The sequence below is a fragment of the Mesorhizobium sp. CA14 genome (assembly GCF_020165195.1).
GTDB lineage: Bacteria > Pseudomonadota > Alphaproteobacteria > Rhizobiales > Rhizobiaceae > Mesorhizobium.
This window is the reverse complement of the sequence record NZ_JAIUHR010000027.1, coordinates 1-13,897: the sequence shown is the minus strand read 5'-3', so window position 1 is coordinate 13,897 and position 13,897 is coordinate 1. Positions and strand designations below refer to the sequence as shown.

17 protein-coding genes are annotated in these 13,897 nt (G+C 64.8%); 10 read left to right on the top strand and 7 right to left on the bottom strand.

Annotation, left to right across the window (positions count from 1 at the left end):
* Positions 1-158: 158 nt before the first annotated feature.
* The 5 genes from LB565_RS23395 (at position 159) to LB565_RS23375 (ending at position 4,620) form a co-directional block, all read left to right on the top strand.
* Positions 159-356 carry a hypothetical protein gene (locus tag LB565_RS23395; protein WP_224588258.1) on the top strand — a complete coding sequence of 66 codons (198 nt, stop codon included), beginning with the start codon at positions 159-161 and terminating at the stop codon, positions 354-356.
* A gap of 135 nt (positions 357-491) precedes the next feature.
* Positions 492-1,829, top strand: a complete 1,338-nt coding sequence (locus LB565_RS23390; protein WP_224588256.1) for a PQQ-dependent sugar dehydrogenase — start codon at positions 492-494, stop codon at positions 1,827-1,829.
* Between the two features lie 264 nt (positions 1,830-2,093).
* Entirely contained in the window at positions 2,094-2,711 is a 618-nt protein-coding gene (locus LB565_RS23385) for a LysE family translocator (RefSeq protein ID WP_224588255.1), read from the top strand.
* A gap of 188 nt (positions 2,712-2,899) precedes the next feature.
* Positions 2,900-3,880, top strand: a complete 981-nt coding sequence (gene cysK / locus LB565_RS23380; protein ID WP_224588253.1) for a cysteine synthase A — start codon at positions 2,900-2,902, stop codon at positions 3,878-3,880.
* A 110-nt stretch (positions 3,881-3,990) separates the two neighbouring features.
* The gene (locus LB565_RS23375; RefSeq protein WP_224588251.1) at positions 3,991-4,620 is read left to right on the top strand and encodes a glutathione S-transferase family protein; all 630 of its coding nucleotides are present in this window, start codon (positions 3,991-3,993) and stop codon (positions 4,618-4,620) included.
* On the opposite strand, the gene LB565_RS23370 is transcribed toward LB565_RS23375, so the two are convergent.
* The 6 genes from LB565_RS23370 to LB565_RS23355 form a co-directional block, all read right to left on the bottom strand.
* Positions 4,617-5,864: an RNA polymerase sigma factor gene (locus LB565_RS23370; protein ID WP_224588248.1), complete on the bottom strand. Its 1,248-nt coding sequence runs from the start codon at positions 5,862-5,864 to the stop codon at positions 4,617-4,619. The genes LB565_RS23375 and LB565_RS23370 overlap by 4 nt on opposite strands.
* A 6-nt stretch (positions 5,865-5,870) precedes the next feature.
* Positions 5,871-6,242, bottom strand: coding sequence for a YciI family protein (locus LB565_RS23365; protein WP_224515202.1), 372 nt, complete (start codon positions 6,240-6,242; stop codon positions 5,871-5,873).
* A 180-nt stretch (positions 6,243-6,422) separates the two neighbouring features.
* Positions 6,423-6,548 (bottom strand): hypothetical protein, encoded by a 126-nt coding sequence (locus LB565_RS29895; RefSeq protein ID WP_263488614.1) that lies wholly within the window; start codon positions 6,546-6,548, stop codon positions 6,423-6,425.
* 21 nt (positions 6,549-6,569) lie between these two features.
* The gene (locus LB565_RS23360) at positions 6,570-7,022 is read right to left on the bottom strand and encodes a thiol-disulfide oxidoreductase DCC family protein (protein ID WP_224588246.1); all 453 of its coding nucleotides are present in this window, start codon (positions 7,020-7,022) and stop codon (positions 6,570-6,572) included.
* A 109-nt stretch (positions 7,023-7,131) separates the two neighbouring features.
* Positions 7,132-7,257, bottom strand: a complete 126-nt coding sequence (locus LB565_RS29890; protein ID WP_263484105.1) for a hypothetical protein — start codon at positions 7,255-7,257, stop codon at positions 7,132-7,134.
* Position 7,258: 1 nt separating this feature from the next.
* A complete protein-coding gene (locus LB565_RS23355) occupies positions 7,259-7,405 on the bottom strand; it encodes a hypothetical protein (RefSeq protein ID WP_224515197.1) in 147 nt (48 codons plus the stop codon).
* A 399-nt stretch (positions 7,406-7,804) separates the two neighbouring features.
* Between LB565_RS23355 and LB565_RS23350 the strand changes: the two genes are divergently transcribed.
* The 3 genes from LB565_RS23350 to ligD all read left to right on the top strand — a co-directional run bounded on the left by LB565_RS23350 (position 7,805) and on the right by ligD (position 11,782).
* A complete protein-coding gene (locus LB565_RS23350; RefSeq protein ID WP_224515196.1) occupies positions 7,805-8,311 on the top strand; it encodes a ferritin-like domain-containing protein in 507 nt (168 codons plus the stop codon).
* 104 nt (positions 8,312-8,415) lie between these two features.
* A complete protein-coding gene (locus tag LB565_RS23345; RefSeq protein ID WP_224588244.1) occupies positions 8,416-9,276 on the top strand; it encodes a Ku protein in 861 nt (286 codons plus the stop codon).
* A gap of 13 nt (positions 9,277-9,289) precedes the next feature.
* On the top strand, positions 9,290-11,782 hold the full coding sequence (gene ligD, locus LB565_RS23340) for a DNA ligase D (RefSeq protein WP_224588242.1): 2,493 nt from the start codon (positions 9,290-9,292) through the stop codon (positions 11,780-11,782).
* A gap of 369 nt (positions 11,783-12,151) precedes the next feature.
* On the opposite strand, the gene LB565_RS23335 is transcribed toward ligD, so the two are convergent.
* Positions 12,152-12,826 carry an ArsR/SmtB family transcription factor gene (locus LB565_RS23335; protein ID WP_224588240.1) on the bottom strand — a complete coding sequence of 225 codons (675 nt, stop codon included), beginning with the start codon at positions 12,824-12,826 and terminating at the stop codon, positions 12,152-12,154.
* A gap of 169 nt (positions 12,827-12,995) precedes the next feature.
* Between LB565_RS23335 and LB565_RS23330 the strand changes: the two genes are divergently transcribed.
* Positions 12,996-13,364, top strand: a complete 369-nt coding sequence (locus LB565_RS23330) for an NIPSNAP family protein (protein WP_224588237.1) — start codon at positions 12,996-12,998, stop codon at positions 13,362-13,364.
* Positions 13,361-13,705 carry an antibiotic biosynthesis monooxygenase family protein gene (locus tag LB565_RS23325; protein WP_224588236.1) on the top strand — a complete coding sequence of 115 codons (345 nt, stop codon included), beginning with the start codon at positions 13,361-13,363 and terminating at the stop codon, positions 13,703-13,705. Before LB565_RS23330 ends, LB565_RS23325 begins: the two co-directional genes overlap by 4 nt.
* The last annotated feature ends 192 nt before the right edge of the window (positions 13,706-13,897 follow it).

The following is a 13,897-nucleotide window of genomic DNA, read 5'->3' as shown; positions in this document are numbered from 1 at the left end:
GTGTATCGATATTCAGCCGGCCTGCGAACGGCGGCTTCCTGCGCTTCCGGGGCTCACGTACTTCAAGTACGCTCCGCTCCGGTTCTCGGAATCCACCGTTCTCGACTCGGCCTGACCTGAATCTCGACACACCTAAGGTCGCAGCAGAGGAGAAAAACATGGCGCTGGAATCAATCAAGGCCCAGATCGACCTCCTGCTTCAGGAAATGATCAACCAGCCCGAGGACGAGCACGAGATCCAGGAGCAGCTGCGCGAGAAGTTAAGGGAAATGCGCGCCATGGGCCTGCCCCTGCCGGCCGACCTCGTCGAATTGGAAAAGCGCCTCGACGACGATCTGGATGCCGAAGAGGCCTGAGGCCGACGCTCCGTCAAATCGGCTTGCGCACGCTTCTCTTTTCGATCGTTTGCCCAATATGTCGTGTCTCCGGGCGCCCTATCGAGTGAGGCGCCCGGAGACACGACATATTAACAGACGACGGAGGACAGCACGATGCGGATCGCCGGCCTTACGGGCTTCGCGCTGGTTTTTGCCACGGGTGCCTTTGCGCAGCAGGCCGATCAGCCCTTGCTCAGCGGCGAAAAGGCCTTCGGCGACTGGAAGGCCGACCGCCCGGGCGTGCGCAGGCTGCTGAAGCCCGAGGATTTGCCGAAGCCCGATGTGACGGAGTCCGCTTCGAACGGCGGCGGCGTCACCGATCGCCCCGAGGATGCGAAGCCGAAACTTCCGCTCGGTTTTTCCGCCGAGCTGGTCGCGTCCGGCATCGACAGTCCCCGTGTCGTGCGCGTGGCGCCGAACGGCGATCTCTTCGTCGCCGACAGCCGGGCGAACCAGGTCCGCGTCTATCGCCTCGCGGAAGGCAGCGCCAAGCCCGCGCAGGAGTCGATCTTCGCCGAGGGCCTGACGCGGCCCTATGGCATCGCCTTCTATCCGCCGGGCGGCAAGCCGCAATGGGTCTATGTCGCCAACAGCGACAGCGTCGTCCGCTTCCCCTATCGCGACGGCGACCTGGAAGCGTCGGGCAAGCCGGAAACCATCGTGGCCAAGGTCCCCGCCAGCCACCATTGGACGCGCGACATCGCTTTCTCGCCCGACGGCAAGACGCTCTATCTGTCGGTCGGCTCCGGCTCCAATATCGCCGAGGACATGGGGGCGAAGCCGAAGGGCGGTGTCGAGGAATGGACGAAATCGCAGCCGCTGGGCGAGGCCTGGGGTCCGGAACAGGGCCGCGCCGACGTGCTGGCCTTCGATCCCGACGGCAACAACCGCAGGACGGTCGCCACCGGCCTGCGCAACTGCTCCGGCATGTCCGTGCAGCCGGCGACGGGCGCGCTCTGGTGCGTCGTCAACGAGCGCGACGAGCTTGGCGACAACACCCCTTTCGAATACGCGACCGCCGTCAAGGAAGGCGCCTTCTATGGCTGGCCCTGGTATTACATCGGCGACAATGAGGACCCGCGCCACAAGGGCGCGCGCCCCGATCTAGCCGGCAAAGTCACGGTTCCGGATGTGCTGATGCAGGCGCATTCGGCGCCGCTCAACATCGCCTTCTACGACGGCGGAAATTTTCCGGCTGACTATAAGGGCGACGCCTTCGTCACGCTGCACGGCTCGTGGAACCGCAATGTCCGCACCGGCTACAAGGTGGTGCGGCTGAGATTCAAGGACGGCAAGCCGACCGGCGAATATGAGGACTTCGCCACCGGCTTCGTCATATCCGACGACGCGGTCTGGGGCCGGCCGGTCGGCGTCGCCGTGGCCAGGGACGGCGCGCTGATCCTCACCGAGGACGGCAACGGCACGATCTGGCGCATTACGCATGGCGGGTAACCGGTGGTCGGGCATTCGATCCTGCGCTGAGATCCCTCTCACCCGGATTGCCAACCGAATTGCGAAAAGCAATTCGGGGCAATCCGATCTCTCCCCAAGGGGAGAGGAGCAGGTAAGCGCCGGCGCCAATCTCTTCTCCCCTCGGGGAGAAGGTGGCCGCGAAGCGGCCGGATGAGGGGCTGGCGCAAACGAATCCGGCCTTAGCGAATTCATTCCCGTTCGATTTCGTGCGACAAGCGCGTCCCTATCTCGGGATTGCAACCAATGACACTCACCGGATTCCTCGCTTACAGCGCCGCGCTCGGCATCGCCGCCGCCATTCCGGGCCCCGGCGTCACCGCGCTTGTCGCCCGCGCGCTCGGCTCCGGCTTCCGTTCCTCGCTCGCCATGTCGTTCGGCCTGATGCTCGGCGACCTCACCTATCTCACCGCCGTCGTGCTCGGGCTCGCCTTCGTCGCCCAGACCTTCGCCATGGTCTTCCTCGCCATCAAATGGGCCGGCGTTGCCTATCTCGCCTTCCTCGCCTGGCGCTTCTGGACCAGCGGCATCACGCCCGAAAACATCGAGGCGCGCAAGGCCAAGGGCGGGCTGGTGTCGAGCTTCATCGCCGGGCTGACGGTCACGCTCGGCAATCCCAAGACGATGATCTTCTATCTCGCCATCACGCCGACCATCGTCGACCTGAAGACGATCACGCTCGCCGACTACGCCATCCTTGCGATGCTCACCGTGGTGGTTCTGTTCGTGGTGCTGGTGCCTTATCTGGCGCTGGCGGCCAAGGCGCGCTGGTTCCTGAAATCGCCGCGCGCGCTGAAGGTGCTGAACCGCACCGCAGCCGGCTTCATGATGGGCGCGGCTGCCGCTATAGCGGCGCGTCAATAGGTTCCAATCTCAACCGATCCCGGATTCGGCCAAACTATTCCTGAAACCCGTCGTGGCGGAAAATGCATTTCCGGCCGCGGGCGCTTTTGAGCAACCGCCCCACTCGGATATTTTCCAGCCTCAGCCTATCTTGCGCGGCTGAAAGCCCTATTCTGTCTGCCTGTGCCATTGCCTTGGGAGCGAAACCAATGAACAAGCCCGTCACCTCCGCGCGCGTGCCCGGCCGCGGCCGCGTCTTCAACTCAATCACGGAGACGATTGGCGACACGCCGCTGGTCAGGCTGGACAAATTTGCGAAGGAGAAGGGCATCGGCGCCAACCTTCTGGCCAAGCTCGAATTCTTCAACCCGATCGCCTCGGTCAAGGACCGCATCGGCGTCGCCATGATCGAGGCGCTGGAGGAAGCCGGCAAGATTTCGCCCGGCAAGACGACGCTGATCGAGCCGACCTCCGGCAACACCGGCATCGCGCTCGCCTTCGCCGCCGCCGCCAAGGGTTACAAGCTGATCCTCACGATGCCTGAGACGATGTCGGTCGAGCGCCGCAAGATGCTGGCGCTGCTCGGCGCCGAGCTGGTGCTGACCGAAGGCCCGAAAGGCATGAAGGGCGCCATCGCCAAGGCGGACGAGCTTGCCGCCACGCTGCCCAACGCCATCATCCCGCAGCAGTTCGAGAACCCGGCCAATCCCGAAATCCACCGCCGCACCACGGCCGAGGAAATCTGGAACGACACCAATGGCGAGGTCGACATCTTCGTCGCCGGCATCGGCACGGGCGGCACGATCACCGGCGTCGGCCAGGTGCTGAAGAAGCGCAAGCCTTCGCTGCACGTCGTGGCCGTTGAGCCGGAAGCCTCGCCGGTTCTGTCGGGCGGCCAGCCCGGCCCGCACAAGATCCAGGGCATCGGCGCCGGCTTCGCGCCCAAAATCCTCGACACCTCGATCTATGACGAGGTCGTCAGGGTCTCGAACGAGGATTCGGTCGCCAATGCGCGTCTTGTCGCCCGGCTCGAAGGCGTGCCGGTCGGCATCTCGTCGGGCGCGGCACTCCAGGCCGCCATCGTCGTCGGCTCGCGGCCGGAGAACAAAGGCAAGACCCTCGTCGTCGTCATCCCCTCCTTCGCCGAGCGCTATCTCTCGACCATCCTGTTCGACGGGCTGGGGGCCTGAACGGACTGGACCGCTGAAAAAGCGCCGGTGGCATTCGTCGGCGGCTTGAGGCAGGCGCCGCTTCCGGCTCAAATCGCCGCCGGCCCCAATCGGCCGGTGGGAGGATATTCATGTACAAGCTCTATACACGCCCAAACAGCGGCGGCTTCGTCGCCGAGGCCGCGCTTGCCATGGCCGGCGTGCCCTTCGAGCAGATCGACGTGCCTAAGAAGGATCCGCCGGATCCGGCCTTCCTCGCCATCAGCCCTTTGAACCAGGTGCCCGTGCTGACGCTGCCGGACGGTCATTCGCTGACCGAATCGGCGGCAATCTGCATCCTGCTTGCCGAACGCCACCCTGAAGCGCGTCTCGCGCCGCAAGCGGGCTCGCCCGCTCGCGCCGATTTCCTGCGCTGGCTGGCTTTCATGTCGTCGGCGCTCTACCCGGCGGTCCTGCGGCTCTATTATGCCCATCGCTACACCGCCGATGGCGACGGCCTGCAGCCGGTTAAGCAGGCGGCGGTCGCCGAGATGGATCGCGGCTTTGCCATTCTCGACCAGGCTTTGGCCGGCCGCGACTGGCTGGCCGGCGAGACGCTGTCGCTGGCGGACATCTACCTCGTCATGCTGGTGGCCTGGCATCCCGAGGTCCAGAAGGCGCGCGGCGCCTGGCCGAACATCGAACGCCTGTGGGCGAGGCTGCGCGAGAATGAGCTCATGCGCAAGCTGAACGCATCGCACGAGATGTGGCCCGAAAGCTAGTTCCTGACGAGCTTCGCCTTCTCACCCTGCAGGAAACGCCGCAGCGCGGCATCGCGCTCGAGGCCGATCGCCCGGTCGTAGGATTCTGCCGCCTGCTTGATATTGCCGAGCCTGGCCAACAGCCCTGCGCGGGCGGCCCAATAGGGCTGGTACTCCTGCAGCCGCTTGTCGTCGCCCAGCACGTAAAGCGCCGCCAGACCAGCCGTGGTGCCCTCGGTTTCGGCGATCGCCACCGCGCGGTTGATCGCCACCACCGGCGAGCTGGCCACGGCCAGAAGCGCATCATAGAGCTGGCGGATCGCCGCCCAGTCGGTGCCGCTGCCGCGCCGGCGCGCCGTATGGGCTGACTGCACGGCGGCCTCCAGCTGATAGCGGCCGATGATGCCCCTTTGCGCGGCGCGCACCAGCAAGGCCTCCGCTTCGTCGATCAGGCTGTCGTCCCAGAGCGCGATGTCCTGCGCGGCTAAAGGCACGAAATCCCCCTCCGGGCCGCGCCTCGCCGAGCGGCGCGCTTCGGCGAACAGCATCAGCGCCAGCAGCCCGAGCGCTTCCGGCTCATCTGGCATCAGCGAGGCGAGCAGCCGTCCAAGCCAGATGCCTTCGGTCGCGAGATTGCGCCGCCGGCTGTCCGTGCCGGTCGGATCCGACCAGCCTTCGGCGAAGGTGGCGTAGATCGCTTCGAGCACCGCGCCCAGCCGCTCGCCCAGTTCCACCTGCTCCGGCACGCGAAACGGAATCCCGGTCTCGCGGATGCGCGCCTTGGCCCGCACCAGCCGCTGGCCCATAGTCGCCGGCGAAACCAGGAAGGCCGAGGCGATCGTCGCGGCGTCGAAGCCGAGGATCGTCTGCAGGATCAGCGGCGCGCGCACACTGGATTCGATCGCCGGATGGGCGCAGGCAAACATCAGCCGCAAACGATCGTCGGGCAATTCCTCGCCGCGCACGCGCTCCTCCATCTCTTCGGCAATCAGCTTCAGGTGGTCGCGCGCCGCCTCGCCCGTCAGCCGCCGCCGCACGGCGTCCACGTCGCGCCGCCGCGCCACGGCAAGCAGCCAGGCTTCCGGCTGCGCCGGCACGCCGGTTCGCGGCCAGCGTTCGAGCGCGGCCGCGAAGGCATCGGCCAGCGCGTCCTCGGCGCCGGCGACGTCGCGCGTGCGCGCCGCGAGCCAGGCGACCAGCTTGCCGTAGCTGCGCCGGGCGGCCGCCTCGGCCGCCGCCCGCGCGATCTCCGAGCGATCATCCATCGCGGGTCACTCCGCGGCGGCGACGTACTCTGCCATTTCCCAGATCGGCCGCAGCTCGACCGTGCCGGTGCTGGACGCCGGGCAGCGCGCGGCCCATTCGATGGCCGTGTCGATGTCGGCCGCCTCGATCATGTAGAAACCGGCCAATTGCTCCTTGGTGTCGGCATAGGGGCCGTCGAGCACGTTGGTCTTGCCGTTCGCCATCCGCACCGCGGTGGCCGCCTGGGTCGGGCGCAGCCGCTCGCCGGCGATGTACGCGCCGGATTTCTTCAGCGCCTCGGTATAGGCGCCATAGGCCGCGAGCACCTGCTGGGTCTGCTCCTTCGGAGCGTTCGCCATCGCGGCTTCGTCGTTGTAGATCAAAAGCATGTATCGCATGGTCTTCTCCCGTTCTTGAAGGCCGCATCGTCGCGTGCCGGCCTATGTCGTGCGGCCTCGGCCGATTTCGACAGGTGCCGGAAAAATTTTCGCCCGTTGCCGTGACGGGCGCAAGGACGGCACGTCAGCCCGCCGTGACCGCCTTGGGTGTCTCCGCCGCGGTCGGAGCACGGGCCGGTTCTAGCCAGCCGCCGTGTTCGACGTATGCCGGTGAGTTGCGCGACAAGGCCGCTGCGGCTCGTTCTCCAGGAGCTGGTCGATGCGCCCGCCGAAGGTGCCGTAGCCGCCAATGATGAGAAGCTTCATGCTTTTGCCCCAGTCATGCCGTTAGCCGATCAGCCGCTCCCGCAACTCGGCCGAAGGTATCTCGCAACTGTCTTTCCGGCCGAACAGCGCGTAGCGGTTCCTGGCTACGCGGTCGTAGAGCCAGTCCCGCAGCGGCCGCGGCAGGATGAGCAGCGCCTCCGCGGCGCGCCATGGCCAGCCGAGCGCGGCCATGACGGCGACGAAACTGTCGAGCTTCGTGAAGGCCGTGCCGTCGAGGATGGCGAGGTTGCTGTCGTAATCGTCGGTCGGCAGGCCGTGCTCACGAAACAACGCCTCGCCGAGCCGCGATTGCGCCGTGGCGAAGCGGAAGCGTTTTTTCCGGTCGAGCTTGAGGATGAGCTGGACGAAACCCGAGCAGAACACGCAGACGCCGTCGAAGACGATCAGCGGCTGGCGGGCGTCATAAGTTTGGCGCGGGGAGGCGGGACGGTTCGGTTCGGGCAGATCGGTCATTGCGGCCCCGGCTGCTTGTGTCCCTAAAGCAATTCCAGGAAAAGTGTGAGCGGTTTTCCGTCCGGAATTGCGTCAAACTGGGGATACACTAAGCCAGCCGGCGGCGGCGTCAAAGTCGCGGCGTTGTCGCACGCCAGTTGGCGGCGAGCGTCAGGCGCTCGGCGCGATAGGTCGTGGCACGCTGGTCGGCGGCCGGCCGGCAGATGCGGCTGTGGTGGGCGCGCAGGCTGGTCATGTCAGTTTGCGCTGACGCCCAGCGAGTTGCCGCGGCGCGCGCAGGCCGGACCCGGGCCGCGCATGTAGTAGCGCTCCGGCCGATAGGTCGGCGCGACGAATTCGCGAATGGCGGCGGCATAGCCGGCGATCTGATTCCAGAAGTTCATTTTACCCTGTCCCTGTCCCGCTTTCGGATGTCCCGTCCGAATTGTTCGAGAGCATAGCGTCGAGGCGTGAATAGTCGGTGAACGTGATGTTAATTTCTGGTCCGAAACGCGTTGCATCGTGGCCGGATTGCGGCTGATTCGCGGTCTTTCGGCGCCTTTCGTCGCGTTTCCGGCTCGTGTGACTTTTGCATCACATATGTTTCGTTCCGATGTCGCTTGGCCGCGCTTCTGTTTCACGTTCGGCCAGTGACAGGAAATTTCCTTTCGCGCGGCCCGGCGGCCAGGAACCTGTCACGGAAGCCGACGTTGACCCCGCGAGGCCGGAGCGAACCCGGCCGTGTTGACGGCTGTCCCGCCGCGCAACTTCCCGACAATGCGAAACATGGAAAGGCAACCGCCATGGGCTTCTTTTCGAAAGACATCAAGACGCTGGACGATCTCTTCATCCACACGCTGCGCGACATCTATTATGCCGAAAAGCAGATCGAGAAATCGCTGCCGAAGATGATCGACAAGGCGACCGATCCGCAATTGAAAGCCGGCTTCGAGAAGCATCTCACGCAGACCAAGGGTCATATCGAGCGGGTCGAGCAGGTGTTCGAGCTGCACGGTGTCAAGGCAAAGACCGTCAACTGCCCGGCCATCGACGGCATCCTCGAAGAGGCCGACGAGGTCAGCGGCGATGTCGACGACAAGGAAGTCCTCGATGCGGCGCTGATCGCCTCCGCGCAGGCCGTCGAGCATTACGAGATAACGCGTTACGGCACGCTGATCGCCTGGGCCAAGCAGCTTGGCCGCAGCGACTGCGCCAACGTGCTGGCCAAGAACCTTAAGGAAGAAGAGGCGACCGACCGCAAGCTCACCGAGATCGCCGAAAGCAAGGTGAACCTGCAGGCGGCCGAATAGCCGAGCCCACTTAAGACCGGCGCCCCTCGCGCCGGCTTTCCTGTCCGGGAACCGAAGCGGCGCTCCGGCCGTTTCGGTTTGTCCGATGCTGCAAGGAGTTCGTCATGGCGCCGCGCCCCGCCTGGAGCGGTTATCTCAAGCTTTCACTGGTCACCTGCGCCATCGAACTGAGCAACGTCATCACCCACGCCGAAAAAGTGTCCTTCCACATCCTCAACCGCAAGACCGGCAACAGGGTCAGGCGTGTCTATGTCGACCAGAAAAGCGGCAAGCCGCTTGAAGAGGATGAGGAGGTCAGGGGTTTCGAGGTCGGCAAGGACGAATTCATCCGCATCGAGGACGAGGATATCGAGGCGGTCCAGATCGAGTCCTCGCACACGCTCGATCTGAACGGCTTCGTCGACAAGGCTTCGATCGACCAGGTTTATCTCGACACGCCCTATTACGTCTCGCCGGCCGACAAGGTGTCGGAGGAGGCTTTCGCCGTCATTCGCGATGCCCTTGCCGAGAAGAAAATGGCCGGCCTCGCCCGCATCGTGCTCTATCAGCGCGAGCGCCCGGCGATGATCGAGCCGTTCGGCAAAGGCATGCTGCTGACGACGCTGCGCTATGGCGATACGGTGCGCGACCCGTCCGGCATCTTCGCCGATATCCAGTCCGCGAAGCTCGACGGCGAGATGGTCGAGCTGGCCGAGCACATCATCGACAACAAGAAGGCGAAGTTCGACCCCGCCAAGTTCAGGGATCGCTACGAGGAATCGCTGCTCGAGCTGATCCGCGCCAGGAAGGCCGGCAGAAAGGCGCCAAAGGCCAAGGCTTCGCCAAAACCGTCCAATGTCGTCAATCTGTTCGACGCGCTGAAGAAGAGCCTCAACGCGGATGACGGCAAAGCCGGCAAGGCATCGTCCAAAGCGCCGGCCAAACGGGCGAGGGCCAAGGCCGCGCCGAAGCGCAAGTCCGCATAGGGAGCCCGAGCCGATGGCCAGCCTCGAACAATATCACGCCAAACGCGACTTCAAGAAAACCGCCGAGCCGGCCGGCAAGGTCAAGCGCGGCAAGCAGGCCGGCGGCATCTTCGTCGTCCAGAAACATGCCGCTACGCGGCTTCATTACGATTTCCGCCTGGAGCATGAGGGCGTGTTGTGGAGCTGGGCGGTGACACGCGGCCCGAGCCTCGACCCGCATGAGAAGCGGCTGGCCGTGCATGTCGAGGATCATCCGATCGACTACGCTTCCTTCGAAGGCACCATTCCGAAGGGCCAATATGGCGGCGGCTCGGTCCTGGTCTGGGACGAAGGCACATGGACGCCGGATGGCGATCCGGCCAAGGGCATGAAGAAGGGCCATATCGACTTCGAACTGCAAGGACACAAGCTCAACGGCCGCTGGCATCTGGTTAGGCTGAGGCTCCGCCCCGGCGAGAAGCGCGACAATTGGCTGCTGATCAAATCCGATGACGCCGCCGCCCGACCCGGCGAGGACATTCTGGTGGAGGAGCCTCGCTCGGTTAAATCCGGCCTGACCATCGAGGAAGTCGGTGAGGGCAAGGCCGCCAAGGGGCAGACACCGAAAGTCTGGCAATCGAACAAGCCTGCCAAAGCCAAGGCCGGGCAGGTGAGGCGCCTCGAATTCATCGAGCCGCAATTGGCGACGCTGGAGAAGGAAGCACCCGGCGGCGATGACTGGCTGCACGAAGTGAAATTCGACGGCTACCGCATGCAGGCGCAGATAGAAGGCAGCGAGGTCAGGCTGCTCACTCGCGCCGGCCTCGACTGGACCGGTAAATTCGAGGGGCCGGTTACCGCCGCGCTGGCCAAATTGAAATGCCGCGACGCCATCATCGACGGCGAGATCGTGGTGCTCGCCGACAGCGGCGTGTCGTCCTTCCCGTTGCTGCAGGCGGATCTGTCGGCGCGCCGCGCCGACCGCTTCATCTATTATGTCTTCGACCTGATGCGGCTCGACGGCGAGGATCTGCGCCGCGAGCCGCTGGTCGAGCGCAAGCAGGCGCTGGCCGAGCTGCTCGGCGAGCAGCCGGAAGATTCGGCGCTGCGCTTCAGCGATCATTTCCACGAACCCGGCAAGATCATGCTGCAGCATGTCTGCCGCATGGGCCTGGAAGGCGTGGTGTCGAAGCGCGCCGATGCGCCCTATCGCAGTGGGCGGGGTCTCAGCTGGATCAAGTCGAAATGCACGCTCAGGCAGGAATTCGTCATCGGCGGCTATCTGCCTTCGGACAAGACCGGCCGCGGCCTGCGCTCGCTGCTGGTCGGCTTCAATGAAGGCGGCAAGCTGCATTATGCCGGCCGCGTCGGTACCGGTTTTTCCGGCAAGGTGATGACGGATCTGAAAAAGAAGCTCGATAGCATCGAGACGAAGACCTCGCCTTTCTCGACCGCGGTGCCCAAGGGCAAGGGCCTCACCTTCGTCAAGCCGGAACTTGTCGGCGAGGTGGAGTTCCGCAGCTGGACATCAGACCGTATAATCCGCCACGCCTCCTTCCAGGGGCTTCGCGAGGACAAGCCGGCGGAGGAAGTCGTGCAGGAAAAGCCGAAGCAGGCCGGGAGCGAAGCAAAGCCGGGCGCAAAACCCGCCAAGACCTCGGCCGGAGCGGCGAAAACCTCGATAAAACTCTCGCATCCCGACAAGCTGCTGTGGCCCGACGAGAAGGTTTCGAAACAGGACTTGCTCGATCACTACGCGCTGGTCTGGCCGCGCATGGCTGAATTCGTCGTCAACCGGCCGCTGAGCCTGGTGCGCGCGCCGGATGGCATCCACGGCCAGCGCTTCTTCCAGAAACACGCCTCGCCTGGCATGAGCGACAAGATCGCCCGCATGAAAGACCCGACCGATGGCGAGGAGATCCTCTACATCAAGGATTTCGACGGGCTGGCGGCGCTGGTCCAGTACGGCGTGGTCGAGGTGCATATCTGGGGCTCGACCATCGATCAGCTGGAAAAGCCGGATCAGATCATCTTCGATCTCGATCCGGACGAAGGCGTCGATGTCGGCCGCGTGCGCGAGGCGGCGCTCGACATCCACAAGCAGCTCGACGAGCTGTCGCTGCCCAACCTGGTCAAGACTTCCGGCGGCAAGGGCTATCATGTGCTGGTGCCGCTGAAGCCGTCGGCGGAGTGGGACGAGGTCAAGGATTTCGCGCATGATTTCGCCCGCGCCCTGGAGCAGGCTGCGCCCGACCGATACACCTCGACATTGTCGAAGAAGGCGCGCACCGGAAAGATCTTCGTCGACTATCTGCGCAACGGCCGCGGCGCGACCACGGTCGCGCCCTATTCCTCGCGCGCCAAGAAGGGCGCGACGATATCGATGCCGGTGACCTGGCCGGAGATCGAGAAAGGGCTTGCGCCGAACGCGTTCCCGCTTGGCGATGCCTCCACGCTGGCACAGTTGAAGAGGGCCGATCCCTGGAAGGAGTTCTTCAAGCTCGGGAAGGCGCTGAAGCGGAATTAGCTGGCGCAACGAGCGTCGCGATCCTTCGCGCCCCCTCCTGTCCTCCCGGACATCTCCCCCACTTTGTCTATGCTATGCAACGTATCTTCTGTGACTGGCGCGACTGATCAGGCCGAGGCTTGATCGCCACGTGGTTCCCCCAATCCGTCGCTGCTTCGCAGCGCCACCTTTCCCCCTCCGGAGGGAAAGGAAGGGAGCGTTGCTGGACGCGCGTTGACGGCAAAAGGCTTGGCGCCTTCCTCTACCCCGTCGATCGGGGGAGAGGTGGCTCGGCGAAGCCGAGACGGAGTGGGGGTCGACCAGTGCTACATTGGACAATGCATGCGCCAAGCTGCCATGCTGTCCCGCCAGCATCGCGAAATTGCCCGCCTAGGAGAGAAACACCCGTTCAAACGCCTGCCTACCTGTCGGCGAGAACACCACGGCGCGGCTGTCCTTCTCGCGCCGCGCCCATTTCTCCGCGATGATCTTGTCGAGGATGGCGGCGCCCAGCGTGCCGGCCAGATGCGAGCGCCGCACGCTCCAGTCGAGACAGGCGCGGCACACCGGCCGCCGCGCCTTGGCATGAGTCTCGATGCCGAGCGCGGAAAAATGCGAGGCGCCGGCTGGCGAAAGCCTTATCTGATTGTCCTCGCGCAGTAACAGCTTTCTGTCGAACAGCCGGTCGAGCATCGCCACCGCCTGCTCGCCGGCGAGGTGATCGTAGCAGACGCGCGCCACGCGCATCGCAGCATCGCGCGGACCGGGCCGCACGCGTTTCGGGCGGACCGCCTCGGCGACGCCGATGATCGCCTCGATCATGCCGGCCACTTGCGCGCTGGCGAGGCCGTAATAGCGGTGGCGGCCCTGGCTGGCCAAGGTGAGCAGCCCGCCCTCCATCAGCTTCGACAGATGCGAGGAAGCGGTGGGCAGCGACACGCCGGCCTCCAGTGCCAGTTCCGACGCCGTCAGCGCCGTGCCCCCCATGAGGGCATTGAGCATATTGGCGCGCGCCGGGTCGCCGACCAGGCTGGCGATGCGGGCAATGTCCGGTCCTTCACGCATGGTTCGATCCTCATCGAAGCATTCCTGTCAGGTAAGCATTATTCTGGGGTCATCTCAAGCAGCCCGGGCAAACACTCCTGACAGGAGAATGCCTGGCACAATGACGGAGACGATGTTTCGACCGCGATCGAACCGTCGTCGTCGAACACCAACGGACGAGGAGACCGACATGACCATCACCTGCTTCATCCGCTACGAGATCGATCCGTTCGGCAAGGCCGCCTTCGAGCAATATGCGCGGGCCTGGGGCCAGGCCATTCCGCGCTGCGGCGCCGACCTGATCGGCTATTACGCGCCGCATGAAGGCTCGGCCACCACGGCGTATGCCGCCTACAACATCGAGAGCCTCGCGGCCTATGAAGCCTATCGTGCCCGGCTTGCCGCCGACCCGGCGGGCAAGGCAAATTACGAATTCGCCAAGCGCGAGAAGTTCATCTTGAAGGAGGACCGCGTCTTTCTGAAGCTGGTCTCCGGCCCGCATGGCCCAAGGCAGTTCTTTCGCACCGACGTGACCGTCAAGGAGGAAACAGAGGCATGATTGCTGTCATCTTCGAGGTCGAGCCGGCGGAAGGCAAGCGCGATGCCTATCTCGGCATCGCCGCCGAGCTTAAACCGCTGCTCGAGAGCATAGACGGCTTCATCTCGGTCGAGCGTTTCCAGAGCCTCGCCGATCCGAAGCGGGTGCTGTCATTGTCCTTCTGGCGCGACGAGGAAGCGGTGAAGGCCTGGCGCAACACCGCGGAGCACCGGCAGGCCCAGCAGGCCGGCCGGGGCGGCATCTTTGCCGGCTACCGTCTGCGCATCGCCCATGTCGTGCGCGATTACGGTATGGAGGAAAGGGCGGAGGCGCCGGCGGACAGCAGGGCGGTGAATGGGTAGGCTCCCCCTTCTCCCCTTGTGGGAGAAGGTGTCGCCGAAGGCGACGGATGAGGGGTGTTCCAGCTTGGCGACGCCGGAGAAGACGCACGTTTGCCAGCGTCTCGCTCCGCTGGAGCACCCCTTGTGTATAGCGAATCGTTCATTGTGTTGGTCGCCGCGGATGGGGCGATCACCCCGTCCGCGGCGGCGGCC